The following is a 17485-nucleotide window of genomic DNA, read 5'->3' as shown; positions in this document are numbered from 1 at the left end:
AGATAAGAGTGATATGGAGATAAGATAATAGAAATAGATTGAAATTTATAGAAATAGGTAGAAATTGATTGTGGAAAACAACAAATTTCCATAAATTTCTATCAGTTTCTACTAATTTCAATTTTTTTAAATAATATCCCCTTATCCCCTTAATCTCCATATCTCCTTTTGTTACACCACCTGAACGCTTACAAATTCCACATACCAAAAAGCGAATTAGAGATTAGTGAATTAGAGATTAGATTTTACTAATTCGCTAATTCGCTTAATTCACTAATTCACTAAATGGAATTTGGAATTTGTGATTTGGAATTTCATAGCCATATCTGGGTCAAATTTCGATTAATAAGTGCTATATATGCGCTCTACCGTGTCGTTCTTAATCCAACCTATCTTACCATCTAACAATTCAATGCAATACCAATTATCTCGGACCTCGTTTATCTTTACCTTCGTTCCTTCGTGAATAAAAAAGATAGTCTCAATCTTATCCTCTGCACCACTTTTTACCTCTACCCTGGGAACAATCATAATTACTTCCTTTTGTTGCAAAGTAGAGTGAATTTTGAGAGATAATGAAATTAATAAGATTAAAAAAACACTGACGAGAATTATTCCCGTGATAATAAATAACCTTTTATTAATGAAGATATAGAGAATAATCAGGAGAGTTATGATTAAATAGATAATGAAAATGACCAAAGTTTGCTCATTAATATTTAATAACTGATGTGCTTTTATAATCCCTGCTTTTAGCCAATGACGCTTTTTGGATATTTTATCAATTGTCAATAGATTAGCATAAGCAAGATTTGAATTTATATCTTCATCTCGCGGCAGGAATCTTTTTGCCCGTTCATAAGAAAGTATGCTTTTACCCAACTGACCATTTTTCAGGTAAGCATTGCCCAGATTATAAAAAATCACCCCATTTTTAATCCCTGAATCAATAATTTGCTGGTAAAGGGAAATAGCCTGTTCATATTTTCCTTCTTTGTAGTATTGATTAGCCTGATGAAATTTGGTATTCTCACCATAAGCTATCCCTACGCCATTAATTATTAATGCTAATAAAATTTGTTTCATCATATTTTTGCAATGCACTCCTTAGCCTTAATTAAAATCTCCTCCATATTTTCCAATGTATAGGTAGAAGGTGCATATCGGGCATAATCACAGGACTTGAGAATATTTTGGACTTCATTAAGGATTTCTTCGTTTAGTTCTTTTGTTTCAAGGACTTCAATCGTTATCTCATTTGGTAAAAGATTGAGTTTATCACCAAGATATTCAAGGATTGTTTTTGAGATGGTGCCATAAAATTCATCTTTAGTTTTTTCACCGAGTTGTCCTTTTGCCCGCGATAAACCTTTTAATGCCTTTTTCTTTATCCTTTTTAATCTTGAATATCTTTGATATGCTCTGATTAAATGCCGTTTATAAAAAATAGTTACCACGATACTCAATACAGGCAAAACCTGGAGTAATAAAAATAGTTTGTTTTGATATAAATAACTACTTTGATTGGTTAAATTTAATGGTTCTTTGATATACCGAATATCCTTTTTAAGTATTCGCACCTCTTGTTTTTGTGCCATCTTCTTTTCAAAAGATGAAGTGGGCTTAGCGGTAATGGTAATTCGCGGGGTTTTATTCATTTCATACCTTTTTGTCTCTGGATTAAAATATGATGAAATTATCGGTTCGAGGATATGTTTGCCAGGGGAAGTGGGGATTAAAATATACTTATATTCTTTCTCCCCGCAAATTTTAAACTCTGAATTAGACACAGAAGATACCTCCCCGGAGGAATACACCTTAAAATCTACCAATCTGGGTAAAGAAGGCTGGGGAATGGTTTTGATATTTCCCTCTCCTTTTATTTTTACCTTAAGGTTAATCGGCTGATTTTCTTCAACTATTTTTTTATCTACTTCACTCGAAATCGAGAAATTTCCAATAGCGCCTGAGAAATTTTTAGGTTTATTTTGAGGAAGTGGCAAAACCTTTATTTTGATTAGATTTGTTTTCAAAAGGATAGGTTCCTGAAATGGACTTACAACGCAGGACATACTTGTCTCACCAATGGTATATTCGCCTTCTGTGGTTGGGAATAATGCCTTATTGACTACCTCATGGACTAAGTAGGTTAAACCATCTATGTTTTGTTTTGTTGGTTGTTTTGACACAGGTAGGTCTTCTACCCAAAAGCCAGTAAAAGATGGAGGCGTATAACCAGAATTTTCCCACAGATTAATTCGCTGGTAAAATTTAATATTTAAGGTTACCTGTTCATTAACAAAAACTGTTTGTTTATTGACCCGGGCATCTAAAAATAAATTACCCGGCACCTTTTCTAATTTTTTTATTGAGGAAGGCGATTGAGAAGGTGGAGGAGTAGCTTTCCCTTGACCAGTGACTTCAATCTCAATAGGTGTGGTTTGATATGTTTTCCCCTTATGATTCAAGGTAATGGTAGGGAGAGTGAAGTGACCTACACCTTTTGGAACAAGCACATATTTGATTTCTAAAGAAGTAGATACCTGAACATTAACGATAGATATACTTTGAGACCGATAAGAATTAACAATATCAAAGTCTTTTAATGGTGGCAGTTGAGGTGTCGGGAGACCACTTAAGTTACCACCGGAGATAGTTATCGATAAGGTAAGTTGTTCATCAATCCCTAAGATATTTTTATCTACCGATGCCTCAAAGGAAATTTCCTGTGCCCCAAGACCAGAACTAAAAAAGATTAAATTGAGGAATAAAATGTATAATTTCACATTCATATATTTCAAGTAACAATTATTAATAACTTATTTTGGCTTCCTTCAAAAAACTTAAGAATTGCTCAACCGCTTTTGTTCTGAATTGATGCTGTCTTAAAATAACGGTAATATCTCTTTTGAATTTAATCCCTGCGACATAAAGGATTTTGAGCGAACATAGTTTTTTTTCTTTTAGAACTGTCCATTGTGAAACAAGGCCTATTCCGAGGGCTGACTCAACAGCGGCTTTAATGGATTCAGAACTCCCTAATTCCATCTTGATATTCAAATCAGATAACTTTATGCCATAGTTATTCAATATATTTTCTATGACATCCCTTGTTCCGGAGCCTTTTTCCCGCAATATAATTGGTTCTTTCTTAAATTCTTCTTGAGGTATCTCTTTGCCTTCCTCCCAGCGATGCTTTGGCGAGGCAATCACGACTAATTCATCCTCAATAAATTTCTCAACCAAAATCTCTTTATGCGAAACAGGTCCTTCAACTATCCCTAAATCAATTAAGTTATTAAGTAATTGAGCGGTAATTTCTTTTGTATTAGCATTGGTCAGGAGGATTTCAATTTTCGGATGCAGGTCTTTAAATTTACCCAGAATTGCAGGTATAAAATACTGTCCAATAGTTGTGCTTGCTCCAATAACCAGGCGACCATGTGTTGTTGCAGTTAAATCAGCTATTTCTTTCTCTGCTTCTTGGTATAAACTCAAGATTTTCTCTGCATATTTAAAAAGGATTCCGCCAGCTGGAGTTAAACTGACTTCACCCTTTATTCGGTCAAATAATCTTGTTTCTAAATATTCCTCTAATAACCGAATTTGATGAGTTATGGCTGGTTGTGTCAAATATAAAAGTTTGGCGGTATTCGAGAAGTTTTTTTCATTAGCCAGAGTATAAAATGTCCTTAAAGAAAATCTGTCTAACATTTTAAAATATTATAGATTAAAGAGGGATAAAAGTCAAGAGAAATTTATCTGGAGGTGTTTTCTTTCTCCCCCCTCACTACTTCTACTGTTGCTGTAACTTCATCTACTACTATCTGAAAATCTCCAATGGTTATCACACTACCAGTTGATATCCCTTTAGGGAAGAAAGTTACAGAGTCTATTTCTGTTTCAAAAGGTATTTCTTGCGGGATGAAAAGGGTTTTCCCTTCACGACCTGATAGCCGTGTAAAGGTATCATCTTCTCTTTTCGTTATCCAGCATGATTTTTCCGCAAGATTATAATTTACCTTGTAGTCTGTGCCGCGGATGACTGCTTGTTGCCGGGCGTAGTTATGCACTGCCCCTATCTGGCGGATAGTTGAGCGAATCTTTATATTTGACAATATCTTACTGCTATTTGGCAAAACTAAGGCACAAATTAAACTGATGATAATAACAACGATAATTGATTCTATTAAGGTAAATCCTTTGTTATTCATTGCATTACAATAATTTAGAGTTCTGCAAAACCAGGAAACTGTAGTTTTTAAACGGGTATTTAAGACCTCTATTTTTATCAATTTCCTCCAAAGAGCAAAATGCAAAACTCGTTTATAGTTTATAGTTTATAGTCCTTCAACTATCAACTATAAACTATAAACTATCTCTGCCACAGTTCAGTAAAATTATCTCTTTCCTTTCAGCGTTAAAATACTTGAAGCAAAGATATTACCAATTTGAAATTTGATTTGTAATTTTGCATTTTGATATTTAATATTTGATATTTGATATTTATTTGTTGTCTCCCCCCAAATCCTATTTTGCAGAACCCTATATCTGTGCTCATCCGTGTTAATCAGTGGCTGAACAATTACTATTATTTGACTTTTCCCACTTCTGGAACCGATTAAATTCTTCAATAAAATTTGGTGTAAAGGTATTACTCTGTATGGCAGATTGAATCTCTTCAAGGCTAAAAAATCTGCCTTCCTCAATTTCTTCTCTTTGAAATACAATCTTACCATCATAGACAACTTTAAAAGTTCGCACCAATTCAGTTTCACGCTCACTACGCCAGATGTAATCATAGAGATAAATAAGAGTTACACCTGTAATCCCAAGTTCTTCAGCTAATTCCCGATAAGCGGCATGTTCGTGAATCTCGCCAGGATTTAGATGTCCGCCAACTGAGGTATCCCATTTGCCTGGCTGAATATCTTTATGAATTGAGCGTTTTTGAAGGTAAAGTTCCTTTTTTGAATTAAATACAAGGATATGCGATACCCGATGAAGTAACTCTGGATTACTATGACATTCCTGGCGTGATGCTTTACCAATAATATTTCCATTTTTATCAACAATTTCAAAATATTCCATCTTTTACTCTTACTCCAGCATTCCTTTTGTGCTCATCATCATTTGAGTTAGTTCATCTGCCATCTTTTTTGCTTGTGAGATAGCTAATCCCATTGCCTTAAATAGTGCCTCTAATTTATGGTGTCCATCTCCATCGACTAATAACCCAATACTCATATTTATCCCAAAGTTATTAACAAAGGTTTCTATAAAATGTTTAATCTCGGTTGGTTTTATTTCTCCAACACTTTCTTTAAATGACTCAAAAAAGCCTTTTACTTTTGGAGGATGGTCGTATATTGCTTTATGAAGAGATTGAATTTCCGCAGTATAAAGTTCAACTGTAGAATGGTCGGTTAGAAATGCCCGTCCACTTAAATCTACGACAACATCAACCACCGCATCATCAAAAGGCACCTTTGCCTGACCAATGCGGACAATCTTTTCTTTTTCACCCAGTGCCTTTTTAAATGCTGTGCCAAGAACAATCGCCACATCTTCAATCGTGTGATGAATATCCACAAGTTTTTGTTTATCACTGGCTATTACCTTTAATTCGAGGTCAAACAACCCATGTCTGGTCATTGAGGATAACAGATGGTCTAAAAAACCAATATTAGTCTGAATTTGTGCCTCACCTGTGCCATCTAAAGATAAGCGATACTCGATATTTGTCTCAAGTGTTTTTCTTTTACTCTGATAAGTGCCAAAGTGAGAGCGTTGCCAGAGTCCAAGTTCCTTGTTCACAAGTCCCGTGATAAATTGCCATTTGGGAAAAATCTCAACTGATTTGACTAAATTCAGTTTCTTTAGTTCTTGACAGATTTCCTCTATGGATTTCATTGTTTCAACATTAGCCAAATACAAGGTTGTCTGGTTTATCAATATTGATTCAGACCGAATTATCTTGACTTTTTCCTCAGATAGTTTTTGGATGACTGGAGTCAGATTGTCTGAATCAATTGTAAGTCGAAGGCAATACCTTGTATTTTCAGGCTCAAAAGGGGTAAGGATGATTTTACCTTGCTCTGCCTGAAGATATATCTTTCCCTTTAACCCACAAACAAGTCGGGCATCCTCATTGATGGTCAATTTGCCATCCTTATCGAGATTAACTATGGTTCTAATATCTTTACTCATTTTTACCTCACTCCTTTTTTGGTAAAATAAAGGTTAATGTCCACCGCCATGTGCTGGAGCTTTAGGTTTTGGTTTAGGTTTTTTCTTTTTTTCTACAGGAACAGGAGGTGGAATTCTTTCTTTAACCATATAGACCAAACCTTTATTCTTTGCATCCCAGAATATCCTCCCATCTATGCTTTGAAATATCCCTCCTTCGGTAGCGGCATAAATAATATCTGGTTCTTTGGAGTCAGCAATTAATTTATGAACGCAGGTATTGACCAAACCAACATTCATTCTTTGCCATTTTTTTCCCTTATTTTCACTTTTATAGACCCCACCAATCCAGGTGCCGGCATAAACTATATCTGGTTGTTTGGGGTGAACAAGTAATGTCCAGATGTAAGTATTAAGAATGCCTTTATTTCGGGGGTTCCATGTTTCGCCACCATTGTTACTGAAAAAAACACCATCTTGTGTCCCGGCATAAAGGGTTTGGGTATCTGTTGAGTCAATCGCAATTGCCCGAATATTAAGATTAGTCAATCCTGTATTTATCGGTTGAAAACTCAAACCCCTATCCTCACTTTTATAGACACCATTTCCCCAGGTGCCGAGGTAAATTTTATTGGTATGGGTGTTAGGGATAGCAATAGTAGTAATTTGAAGATTATCTTTTGCCATTTCCCAGTTATCTCCACTATCATTACTGATAAATAATCCACCTTTGCCTGTGCATCCGGCATAAAGTCGATTGGGATTTTCCGGGTCAATGGCTAATGTTTGAACCAGAGGATTGATTAAGCCAATATTTTTTTCTACCCACTCATCTGCTCCATTTGTGCTTTTAAATATCCCACCATCACCACCAACAAATATGACTTCTGGGTTTTTAGGGTCAACAACGACGGTTAAGACATTAAGATTATAAAGTCTGTGATTTGTCGGTTTCCAGGTATTAGCCTTATCCTCAGATTTGTAAATTCCTTGTTCCGTAGCGGCATAAATTGTAGATGAACCGGCAATGGCTAAAGAATAAACCCAATCAACATTGAATTCCTTCAAGATATACTTTGGCTCTGGAAGGGTAGTCAGGTCTTTTCCTTTAGGTGGTGCACAACCTGAAATCAGGCAAATTATGATAAAAACAATTATCAGTCCCATATTTTTCTTCATCTTTTTACTCCAAACCTCGACATAACCACTTTTTCAAATACAGGGTCAGTAAAATCTGGCTAAATTAGGTAACCGTTCACCGCAGAGACACAGAGACGCAGAGAAAAAATTAAAAACTATTTACCACATGCTTCATTCCATCACGGATTTTCATCAGAGCAAGCTTTTGAAAACCGACATATCATAATTGATTAACAAATTTGGTTTTGAGGTCCTATGTAGGACAATGATTGCCTCAATAATCTTTTCTGTTGTCTGATTTATTTCAATTTCTTCTCTGTTCCTCTGCGTCTCTGCGGTGAATTACTATCTGAACGGTTACTAAATTAGATTAAAATACTCCTTTTGGTAACAAATTTGTTACTACCAAATATGTTACCAGATATTTAGTGATTTGTCAATAACAATATCAATCCTGAAGGATAAGATTTTTCTTGACAGATTCAGAATTTAAAATTATAATATAACCAGTGAGTTACGAGGTTATATTAGGTTTTGGTCTGGATTTGATTTTTGGTGACCCGGTTAAATTTCCCCATCCGGTTAAAGGGATGGGAAAACTTATAAATTTTTTAGAAAAGATAGTCCGTAAAACCTTTCGTAATCTTAAAATAGGTGGAGTCTTACTTGCCAGTATAGTTATTATCAGCATTTATGTTTTTACTTTTGGTATCATCTGGTTTAGCGGAGAGATTAATAATTACCTGAAATTTATACTCTCTGGAGTGATTATATGGACAACACTTTCAATTAGAAGCCTACATAAAGAGGCAAACTCTGTTTATCAGGCGTTAAAAATTGAAGATATTAACTTAGCCAGAATTCAACTCTCTAAAATTGTTGGAAGAGATACACATAATTTAAATAAAACAGAGATTTCAAGAGCAACTGTGGAAACCGTGGCAGAGAATACCGTAGATGGAATAATTTCACCCTTATTTTATGCCTTTTTAGGAGGACCTGCTCTGTCAATGGCATTTAAGGCAGTAAGCACCCTTGATTCTATGTTAGGATATAAAACCACAATTTATAAAGAGATAGGTTGCTTTTCGGCAAGGGCTGATGATGTGGCAAATTTTATCCCGGCAAGAATTTCTGCCTTCCTTATCCCTGTTGCCAGCTGGCTATGCGGTAAAAATGGAATTTTATCATGGAAAACTATTCTTAGAGATGGGCATAAAAACCCAAGCCCAAATAGCGGCATTCCAGAGGCAGGATTTGCTGGAGCTTTGAATATTCAACTTGGCGGATTAAATTATTATCAAGGGCAAATGTCTTTAAAACCATTTTTAGGTAACCCAAATCAGATAATTGAACCTGAACATATCCGCCAGAGTATTAAATTGATGTATATTACTTCATTTTTGATGTTAATTATTGGTGTCTTCTGTATCCTGGCGGTGAATAGTTACAAAAATTATTTTCGTTAAATTAACGAAATTCACATATTAAATTTTTAATATGGGAGTGAAGGAAAAATGCAAAAAATAGAAAAATTATTGGAAAATATTAAACCTATTGATAAAAATTCTTTTAAAGAGACACAAAGTAGATTGGATAATTTAACAAAGCCTAAGGATAGTCTTGGTAGATTGGAGGAATTAGCAAGAGTTGTGGTGGCTATTACTGGCAAAAGGAATCCTGACCTTTCCAAAAAGGTTATTTTTACTATGGCTGGAGACCATGGAGTTTGTGAAGAGGGGGTTAGTTTGTTTCCCCAGGAAGTAACTCCTCAAATGGTTTATAATTTCATTCGTGGTGGAGCAGGAATAAATGTTCTGGCTAAACATGTTGGGGCAAAGGTAATCGTTGTGGATATGGGTGTTGCCGCAGATTTAGAACCAGTGCCAGAACTTGTCATTAAAAAGATTGGGTATGGAACTAAAAATATAACCAAACATCCGGCGATGAGCTACCGCCAAACTATTAACTCAATTATGGCTGGAGTAGAGGTTTTTGAATCAGAATTGACTAATTCAGGTATAGACATTGTTGGCACCGGAGATATGGGGATAGGAAATACTACCCCTTCTTCGGCTATTGTCGCCGCGATTACTAAACAGCCAGTAAAAAATGTTACTGGTAAAGGAACTGGCATTGATGATGAGATGTTAAAAAGGAAAATAGAAACGATTAAAAAAGCCATTGAATTTAATAATCCAAATCCAAAGAACGGATTGGATGTTTTATCAAAATTAGGTGGATTTGAAATTGGCGGGTTGGTTGGTGTTCTTTTAGCCGCCGCGGGGAATAGAATTCCAATCGTCATTGATGGATTTATTTCAGGTGCCGCCGCTCTCATTGCCTATACCCTGAAACCAGAAATTAAAGATTATATGATTGCCGGGCATACCTCAGTAGAAAAAGGACACCAGGTAATTTTAGAATTTATAGGACTGAAACCCCTCTTAAACCTGGAGTTAAGATTAGGAGAAGGAACAGGCGCCGCATTAGCCATAAGTTTAGTCGAAGCAGGCGTTAAGATACTTACCCAAATGGCAACATTTGAACAAGCACAGGTGTCGAGAGAGAGCAGTCATTAGTCATTGGTAAAGGATTGAATATGGAAGTAACAAGTTTATTAGATATAAATGAGCGAATAATGAAAAAACTTGCAACTTCTGCTACTTTAGCCAGAGGATTAGCTTTCTTCACCGAAGGAAAGGTTATTAATAGTATTGTTTTTGGCCAAACCCTTCGAGGTGAAGTAATCGGAAGTGGCTTGTCAAATTACATTGCGTCGGTTGAGATAAAAAATAAGAGATTGAATGCCTCCTGTAATTGCCCATCTAAAGAACCACTCTGTAGACATAGCGCCGCACTTTTGTATGCCTGGCTAAAATCAAAAGAAAAATTTAAAGAAATTACAAAGATTGAAGCATCACTTGGCAGGAAGAAAAAAGAAGAATTGATAGATTTGTTGTTAAAAATGATTAAAAAAGAACCCTCTTTAATTTCTACCTTAAATCTTGATATTCCTGAAAAGGTAAGTGAGAATAGGAGATATGGTGAACAGGCAATTCTGCCGTTGGAATTTGAAATACAAAGTTATCAACAACTTTGTAACCTTTTAACTAAATTGAAAGAAATTAGGAATACGACAAAGAATTATGAGCCTCAAATGAGATTGAAAATATTACAATCTATTATCTACCAATCTATCCATAATTATAAAAAAACTTATGATATAGACGGTTTGTTTGCTGAATTCATTGAGGAATGCCTTGATGATTGTTTAAAATTCACCATCCCCCAAAAACAACTATTTTTTAATGATTTTATTGAACTTTATCTCAGCGATAAAGGTGGATTTGCCACATCTATTTTAGAATTGGTTATAAAGCAATGCCAGACGCAAGATGATTATGTTACTTTAGAGCGAATATTATTAACAAAACTTTCTGAATTAAAACAAGATAACCTGAAAGAAGATATAATAGAATTTTTGTTAGAACTTTATAATAAGAAGGGTGATAATGATAGATACCTTGAAGTTTGTATGAATAACCTTGATAATTGGAAAAACTGTATTCGATTATGTGATAAATTACAACAATCAGGAAAGATAAATGAGGCAATTCAATGGTATCAAAAGGCAATTGATAAATATGAAAAATACCCACGGATAATTTTAAAAAAGAAGTTAGTTAGCCTGTATGAAAAGGCAAATATGCGTGATGAGGCGTTAAATCTTCATTTTGATATTTTCAAAGAGCAAGATGACTTAGAATCCTACAAGAAAATGAAGGCTTTGTTTGGTGAATTGAAGCAATGGCAGGAGATTAGAAATAACCTTTTATTATTTTTAGGAAAGGCAAAAAAATATCCACTTCTTATAGAAATACTTCTTTATGAGAATGAGATTGATTCAGCGATTAAAATTGCGTTGCTGCCCAATCAACGTGTAACCGATATAAAAAATGTTGCCCAACAAGCAATGACTAAAAAACCAACACAGGCAATTAGATTATTTAAAAGACTCATTAGTTACTACATAGGTTTAAGACGAAAAGATGATTATAAGATAGCGAAGGAATATTGTCAGCAGGTGAAAAAAATATATCAAGAGTTAAATCAGGAACATACCTGGCAAAAATATATGAAGCGAATAAAAAGATTAAATGTCTCTAATAAGTTGTTATTAGAGGAGTTAGAAGAGATATAAGAAAGGGATTCGGGATTGGGGGTTCGGGGTTCGGGAATAAAAGATTCCCCGAACCACGATTTACGATGGTGTCTTAATCTAGCATAAAGGTTAAAATAGTGTATAGGGTTCTGCAAAATAGGATTTGGGAGAGACAACAAATAAATATCAAATAGCAAATAGCAAAATGCAAAATTACAAATCAAATTTCAAAAAGGACGGGACGGTTCCTTTTATCGTTTTTCCTATGATTTCTTTCGAATGTCACTTGTAAGCGTTCACAGAAAGTTGAAATTGGAAATTAGAAATTGGGCTTTTACTTCCTTCCCTAATTTCTAATTTCGAATTTCCAATTTTAACTTCATTTTCTAACTGCAATCTTTCAAACAAAAGTGAACCGTCCCAACCCAAAAGGACTTCTATTTTAACGCTGAAAGGAAAGAGATAATTTTACATTTTGATATGTAATTTTTATATTTGCTTTTTGCATTTTGATCTTTGGATGAAATCCTTTTTTACACCAAATCTGCATAGATTTCACTATTAGAGTTATTTTCAGACACCACCCGATTTTACTGATTACCTATTAATTATGGAAAGACTACAAAAGATTTTAGCCAGAGCCGGGCTTGGTTCTCGAAGAAGTTGTGAAGAACTAATCCTATCAGGACGCATCCGTGTTAATGGTCAATTAATCAAAAAACTGGGGGTAAAAATTAACCCCAAAATCGATAAAGTAGAATTTGATGGGAAACCAATTAAATTAGAGACAAAGGTTTGTCTTCTCTTAAATAAACCCAAAGGATATGTAACCACACTTTTTGACCCGCAAGGAAGACCTACTATCTCTTTGCTTTTAAAAGGAGTAAAAGAAAGAGTTTATCCAGTTGGCAGACTTGATTATAATTCTGAAGGATTATTATTTTTAACTAATGATGGTGAGTTAGCCAATAAACTTATTCATCCCAGGTATAAAATCCCAAAAACTTATTTAGTTAAATTTAAAGGGAGAGTTGAAGAAAGTGATATAATTCGATTAAGAAAAGGAATCAGGCTGAGTTCAGTGGAAAAAACACTTCCGGCGCAAGTAGTTGTAGAAAAAAAATTAAAGGAAAATACTATTCTAAAAATAACTATTAGAGAAGGTAAAAAACGACAGATTCGCAGAATGGGAGAAATGATTAACCATAGTGTTTTAAACCTGAAAAGAATTCAATTTGGCCCTTTTAAATTAGATAAATTAAAAAAAGGAGACTATGTATATTTGAATCCAGAGATAGTTAAGAGAGAATTGGGGAAATGCTTATGAGTATTCCCCTGTCAATCGGGCAACCGTTCAAGTGGTAATTTACCGCAGAGACGCAAGAGTTCGCAGAGAGAAAAATATTTTTTTTCGTGTTTTTCGCGTTTTTCGGTGTTTAAAAAGGCTTAAAAACAGTTAGTCGAAAGGTAACTATTAGAGCGTTCTCTAAGTAGATATAACAATATTATAGTAAGTATTAACCAAAAGTTCACATTAGTATTGTTGATAGTTGATGGTTGATATAGCGGTTATTAACTGGAAGTTTACATAGGATAATACCCATAAATAAGGCATGAGAATAATCGTTCCGTTAGGAACATAATATCGGTAGGAATAGATAGACAAATCAATCAGTTCCGTAGGAACGATATATTGGTAGAAAATTTGTGGAAAGCCATTTACCGATATATTGTCCCTATGGGACATTATTTGGATGATATTTATTTCTACCGATATGTTGTCCCGATGGGACATTAAATGAAGGATGAGGTAGAATTTTCACATTCTATTTTTTTCCATTTTTATCATAAGAAATGGGAGAAGGCAAGCCAAATGGACATAATTGTCTAAAAATATAGAGAGTTATAGCACTAATTTGACATAGTGTAGTAATGGTTTGTGCATAACTTGTTAATTCACTACGAGTAGTTACGAGTATTTAATTCTAAGCAAAGTTTTGACTAATAACTGCTATATCTTCTGACCTCTGTATTTATCCGTGCTAATCCGTGTTAATCAGTGGCTGAATAGTTACTTTTATTTTAGATTTTGTTATATCAGTATAACATACCTGTCAATCTATTAAAGGATGCCCGTCTTTACATATTATCAAATTCCTATCACTTAGAAAAAGTTAATTCCTATATTAGTGTAATGGGAAATAGGAGGTTACGAATTCCTCTGTTGAATGTAACTTATAAAATATAGAAAAAAGCGAAACGGAATAAAATAAGCATTAAAAACGATATCTCCTAATTTTTTATTTACTTTATTTGATAATCGTTGCATAATTTGGAAACTTTTAAATAAAAAATATGTAAGCACTAAGTAAGTATTGACAAAATTTTTACTATATAAATTTATTACCTCTCTATTTTCTACTCCACAAACTTTTCCAATAAGAGCTTCTTGAGGAAATATACTTATAAATGGTAAATTATCCCCTTTTTCCACAAAGAATAAATCTTTGTTGATCTTATGAATCCCAATTATTCTATGAATGATTATCTTTTTGCCCCATTTAAAAACCACTACATCGCCTCTTTTAATAGAAAAAGGATGAGCTTTCTCCACTATGACATTAGTATTTTCCATAATTGCAGGTTCCATGCTTTTTCCTTTTACTATCATTCTAAAAATACCAGTCTTTTCAGGTTCCGCTACTTTCATATTTTGATAATCCTTTTAACCATAATAAATAAGCTATGAGGGGAAAGATTATTCCTATTAAAGGGAGACAAAGGATGTATCCACCAAATTCTTCCCTCCGAATAAAAAAAACTGCAGGGAAAAAGGTTATAAATGCAAAAGGGATTATCCATGTAATAATAAATCTTACTGCTTTTCCATAGATGGTTACTGGATATTGGGAAAATTCTTGAATCCTCATTATTGGACTGGTTAATCCTCTTGGATCTTTTGTCCAGAAACATATAATAACGGCAATTAAATTTATTGACCCATAGATTATTATTCCATTTATGAGAAAATAAAGAAGGGCAAAAAATTCTAATATACCAGGATGTATCTCTAAACCAATAATAGACTTTATTATCAAAATTATCCCAACTAATAACTCCCCTATTTCTTTTTCTGAAAAATCACTCGCAACAATATAAAATAAAGGATTTATGGGTTTGATTAACACGGTATCCAATCCACCTTTAATAATGTATTGATATCCGAAGTCGTTTAAGTTAGAAAATAACATTCTTCCAAAGGCATAACAGATAATTCCCAATCCATAAATGAATAGCACCTCGTTAAAATTAAATCCTGCTATATGTGGCACTTTTTTGAAGATAGCCCAGATAATAATTATTGGCAATAACTGCAGGAGAATAAAAGGGATTATGCCAATAAAAAAGCTTAACCTATATTCTAATATTTTCTTTAAGTGTTGAGATACGAAACAAAGATATAGCTCTAGATAATGGGAAATAACCATCTTATCCTCCTTGAATAACAACCTTTTTTATTCCTACATACCACAGCATTTTACCAAGGGAAATTAATAAAATAGCACCAATGGTCTGATTTAATAAAAGATTTATAACCCCGTAATCAGATATTGTTCCCAGATATATAGAGATAGGAGTATATATAATTCCATGAAATGGTAGAATCATAGCTATATTCTCCAACCATTTGGGAAGGAAATGTAAAGGTATAAGAGCTCCAGAGAAGAATATTAGCAGGGCAGTCTTTACAAAAAATATGCCCCAGGCATCCCTTGTCCAAAAACATATAGTTCCTGTTATAAATCCTATGGCGGTCATAATTATAAATCCTACCAGGAGGCTTATAATAAAGAAAACAAATCCTATCATAGAACAAGGAGGTTCAATTTTAAAAAGAAAGGCAGTAACAATTAAGAAGGCAATATTATAGGTAATTAGTTGATTAATGCTTATACCAACACTTTGTGCAAAGAATATTCTTTGTAGGTCAATTGGTTTAGTTAAATCCATTGCTATTTCACCTTGAATAATCTTATCTGCCAATTCATGTTCAGCAGGTAAGTCATAAAGTGCATTAATAGCAAAAGATAAAATCAAGTATGTGATCATCATTTTGAATGAATATCCTTCAATAACAGAAGAAGTAGTAAATATTGCTTTCCAAAGGTAATAAACTACGAATAGCGAGACCAAAAAACCACATAACCTGAAGACCATACTCATCCGGTAAGCCAATAGTCTTTGAAAAGATTTTTTTGCAAATTCTACATATACATCCATCATGAATTTAGATCCACCTTTTTCTCATATATTAGCCTTATGACTGTTTCAATTGAAGGTTGTTGAATCTTTACATCACAGACAGAGAAATTGTTAAAGAGATTATCTATCAATGAGATTATTGAATTATTGGCATCAGAAAATTTAATTAGAAAATTATTATCTTCTTCGGTTATTTCTAATTCTTTAATTGAGATTTTTTTATCACCACCAAAGGATTGATATATCTTCTCTATACTCACATTATCTTGTGAAAAATTTACAATTAATCTTCTAAAATTACTAAATCTTTTAACTACTGTATCCAGATTGCCATCAAAGACAATATTACCCTCATCAATAATAATTATCCTCCTGCATATATCCTGGACATCAGATAAGTCATGAGTAGTCAAGATGACTATACAATCGCTTTTTCTATTCCATTCTTTTATAAAATCCCTTATTTTTGTTTTAGCTATTATATCCAGTCCAATAGTAGGTTCATCTAAAAATAGCACCCGGGGTTTATGGAGGAGTGAAGCTATTATTTCGCATCGCATCTTTTCTCCCAGGCTTAGAGTTCTTACCGGTTGGTAAAGTAATTTCTTGACTTCCAACAATTCTGAAAGTTCTTCTAATCTTGTATTGAAAGTATGAGTGTCAATACGGTATATTTTCTGTAGAAGTGTGTAGGATTCACACACAGGCAGGTCCCACCATAATTGACTCCGTTGTCCAAAGACTACACCAATATTTTGGGTATATCTTCTTCTCTCCTTGTAGGGAATAAAACCCATGCTTTTAATCTCACCTTTATCTGGAATTAAAATGCCCGACAACATTTTAATAAGTGTTGATTTTCCAGCACCATTTGGTCCTATTATTCCTACTATCTGACCCTGCTCTATAGAAAAACTGATTGATTTTATTGCTTCCTTAAGAATATATTTTCTGGAGAATAAGCCTAAAATAGCACCAAATAATCCTTCCTTTTTCAAAGGTATTTTAAAACTCTTAGAAATATCCTTTGCTACTATCATTAATTCATTACCTCCTAATCTTTACAGGTTCAATTTCGCTATCTCCATACCATAATATATTTCTTGATTTTAGATAAAGATATTTCAAAGGGTATATCTTCATTTACACAAGAGATACAGTTATTATTGCATTTAGAAGAAAAGTATAATGTTAAGACTCCTCCCATTTTAACCCCTTTTAATAATATTGTCAACAATTTATTGTCCCTGACTTTTTATTTTTACAGGAAGAAATTCATAATCTTCATAGTTTACCAGGTATTCTGTATATATCCCCGCATAGGCAACTCGATAATCACATTGTGTACATTTTTTAGTATAAACCTTCCCTCTTTTAAATTCACTAAAAAGCCTCATAAATGTAATAATGGGCAAAAGTGAAGGTAACATCCGAATTCGAGCAAAGCGAGAATACAAAGTATGTTGCGTAAGCAAAATGTTGCGAAGCAAAAAATGGTAACCGTTCAGGGATATAGCCACAGAGTCACAGAGAACACAGAGGGAATATATAACTACGAATGAACACGAATAATAAAAAGATTTGTAGCGCGAGGCTTATGATTTTTGCAAAATTAACTTCCACTTTTCTGGAATACCATAAAATAAATTAAAAATCAAACATCAAAATGTAAAATTATAGCAGTTATTATTCAAAACTTTACTTAGAAATACAAATAATGTCCCATAG

The 17485-nt window shown here is 33.7% G+C and carries 17 protein-coding genes; 4 read left to right on the top strand and 13 right to left on the bottom strand.

Annotation, left to right across the window (positions count from 1 at the left end; all coding sequences use genetic code 11):
• Positions 1-342: 342 nt before the first annotated feature.
• The 7 genes from AB1422_08395 to AB1422_08365 all read right to left on the bottom strand — a co-directional run bounded on the left by AB1422_08395 (position 343) and on the right by AB1422_08365 (position 7368).
• Complete coding sequence (locus AB1422_08395) at positions 343-1089, bottom strand: hypothetical protein (protein ID MEW6619338.1); 747 nt, start codon at positions 1087-1089, stop codon at positions 343-345.
• Positions 1086-2792 (bottom strand): BatD family protein, encoded by a 1707-nt coding sequence (locus tag AB1422_08390; protein ID MEW6619337.1) that lies wholly within the window; start codon positions 2790-2792, stop codon positions 1086-1088. Before AB1422_08390 ends, AB1422_08395 begins: the two co-directional genes overlap by 4 nt.
• A gap of 19 nt (positions 2793-2811) precedes the next feature.
• Positions 2812-3714 carry a selenium metabolism-associated LysR family transcriptional regulator gene (locus AB1422_08385; GenBank protein ID MEW6619336.1) on the bottom strand — a complete coding sequence of 301 codons (903 nt, stop codon included), beginning with the start codon at positions 3712-3714 and terminating at the stop codon, positions 2812-2814.
• Between the two features lie 44 nt (positions 3715-3758).
• Positions 3759-4295, bottom strand: coding sequence for a prepilin-type N-terminal cleavage/methylation domain-containing protein (locus AB1422_08380; protein MEW6619335.1), 537 nt, complete (start codon positions 4293-4295; stop codon positions 3759-3761).
• Between the two features lie 271 nt (positions 4296-4566).
• A complete protein-coding gene (locus AB1422_08375; protein ID MEW6619334.1) occupies positions 4567-5091 on the bottom strand; it encodes an NUDIX domain-containing protein in 525 nt (174 codons plus the stop codon).
• 9 nt (positions 5092-5100) lie between these two features.
• Positions 5101-6210 carry a hypothetical protein gene (locus tag AB1422_08370; protein ID MEW6619333.1) on the bottom strand — a complete coding sequence of 370 codons (1110 nt, stop codon included), beginning with the start codon at positions 6208-6210 and terminating at the stop codon, positions 5101-5103.
• 33 nt (positions 6211-6243) lie between these two features.
• The gene (locus AB1422_08365) at positions 6244-7368 is read right to left on the bottom strand and encodes a hypothetical protein (protein MEW6619332.1); all 1125 of its coding nucleotides are present in this window, start codon (positions 7366-7368) and stop codon (positions 6244-6246) included.
• Positions 7369-7838: 470 nt separating this feature from the next.
• Here AB1422_08365 and cbiB point away from each other — a divergent pair, with 470 nt between their 5' ends.
• From cbiB to AB1422_08345, 4 genes are all read left to right on the top strand, one after another.
• Complete coding sequence (gene cbiB, locus AB1422_08360; GenBank protein MEW6619331.1) at positions 7839-8798, top strand: adenosylcobinamide-phosphate synthase CbiB; 960 nt, start codon at positions 7839-7841, stop codon at positions 8796-8798.
• Between the two features lie 48 nt (positions 8799-8846).
• Positions 8847-9911, top strand: coding sequence for a nicotinate-nucleotide--dimethylbenzimidazole phosphoribosyltransferase (gene cobT, locus AB1422_08355; GenBank protein MEW6619330.1), 1065 nt, complete (start codon positions 8847-8849; stop codon positions 9909-9911).
• Positions 9912-9931: 20 nt separating this feature from the next.
• The gene (locus AB1422_08350; GenBank protein ID MEW6619329.1) at positions 9932-11533 is read left to right on the top strand and encodes an SWIM zinc finger family protein; all 1602 of its coding nucleotides are present in this window, start codon (positions 9932-9934) and stop codon (positions 11531-11533) included.
• A 571-nt stretch (positions 11534-12104) separates the two neighbouring features.
• Positions 12105-12821 (top strand): pseudouridine synthase, encoded by a 717-nt coding sequence (locus AB1422_08345; GenBank protein MEW6619328.1) that lies wholly within the window; start codon positions 12105-12107, stop codon positions 12819-12821.
• Positions 12822-13028: 207 nt separating this feature from the next.
• Here AB1422_08345 and AB1422_08340 read toward each other — a convergent pair whose 3' ends face one another.
• The 6 genes from AB1422_08340 to AB1422_08315 form a co-directional block, all read right to left on the bottom strand.
• Complete coding sequence (locus AB1422_08340) at positions 13029-13241, bottom strand: hypothetical protein (GenBank protein ID MEW6619327.1); 213 nt, start codon at positions 13239-13241, stop codon at positions 13029-13031.
• A gap of 462 nt (positions 13242-13703) precedes the next feature.
• Positions 13704-14204, bottom strand: a complete 501-nt coding sequence (locus AB1422_08335) for a signal peptidase I (protein ID MEW6619326.1) — start codon at positions 14202-14204, stop codon at positions 13704-13706.
• Positions 14185-14982 (bottom strand): ABC-2 family transporter protein, encoded by a 798-nt coding sequence (locus tag AB1422_08330; protein MEW6619325.1) that lies wholly within the window; start codon positions 14980-14982, stop codon positions 14185-14187. The genes AB1422_08335 and AB1422_08330 overlap by 20 nt, the downstream gene beginning before the upstream one ends.
• Position 14983: 1 nt before the next feature.
• On the bottom strand, positions 14984-15778 hold the full coding sequence (locus AB1422_08325) for an ABC-2 family transporter protein (protein MEW6619324.1): 795 nt from the start codon (positions 15776-15778) through the stop codon (positions 14984-14986).
• The gene (locus AB1422_08320; protein MEW6619323.1) at positions 15775-16797 is read right to left on the bottom strand and encodes an ATP-binding cassette domain-containing protein; all 1023 of its coding nucleotides are present in this window, start codon (positions 16795-16797) and stop codon (positions 15775-15777) included. The genes AB1422_08325 and AB1422_08320 overlap by 4 nt, the downstream gene beginning before the upstream one ends.
• Positions 16798-16995: 198 nt before the next feature.
• Positions 16996-17277 (bottom strand): hypothetical protein, encoded by a 282-nt coding sequence (locus AB1422_08315; GenBank protein MEW6619322.1) that lies wholly within the window; start codon positions 17275-17277, stop codon positions 16996-16998.
• Positions 17278-17485 lie beyond the last annotated feature (208 nt).

This window comes from bacterium, assembly GCA_040757115.1.
Lineage (GTDB): Bacteria > UBA9089 > CG2-30-40-21 > CG2-30-40-21 > SBAY01 > JBFLXS01.
The sequence above is the reverse complement of the archived record's forward strand: the minus strand, read 5'-3'. Positions and strand labels throughout refer to the sequence as shown.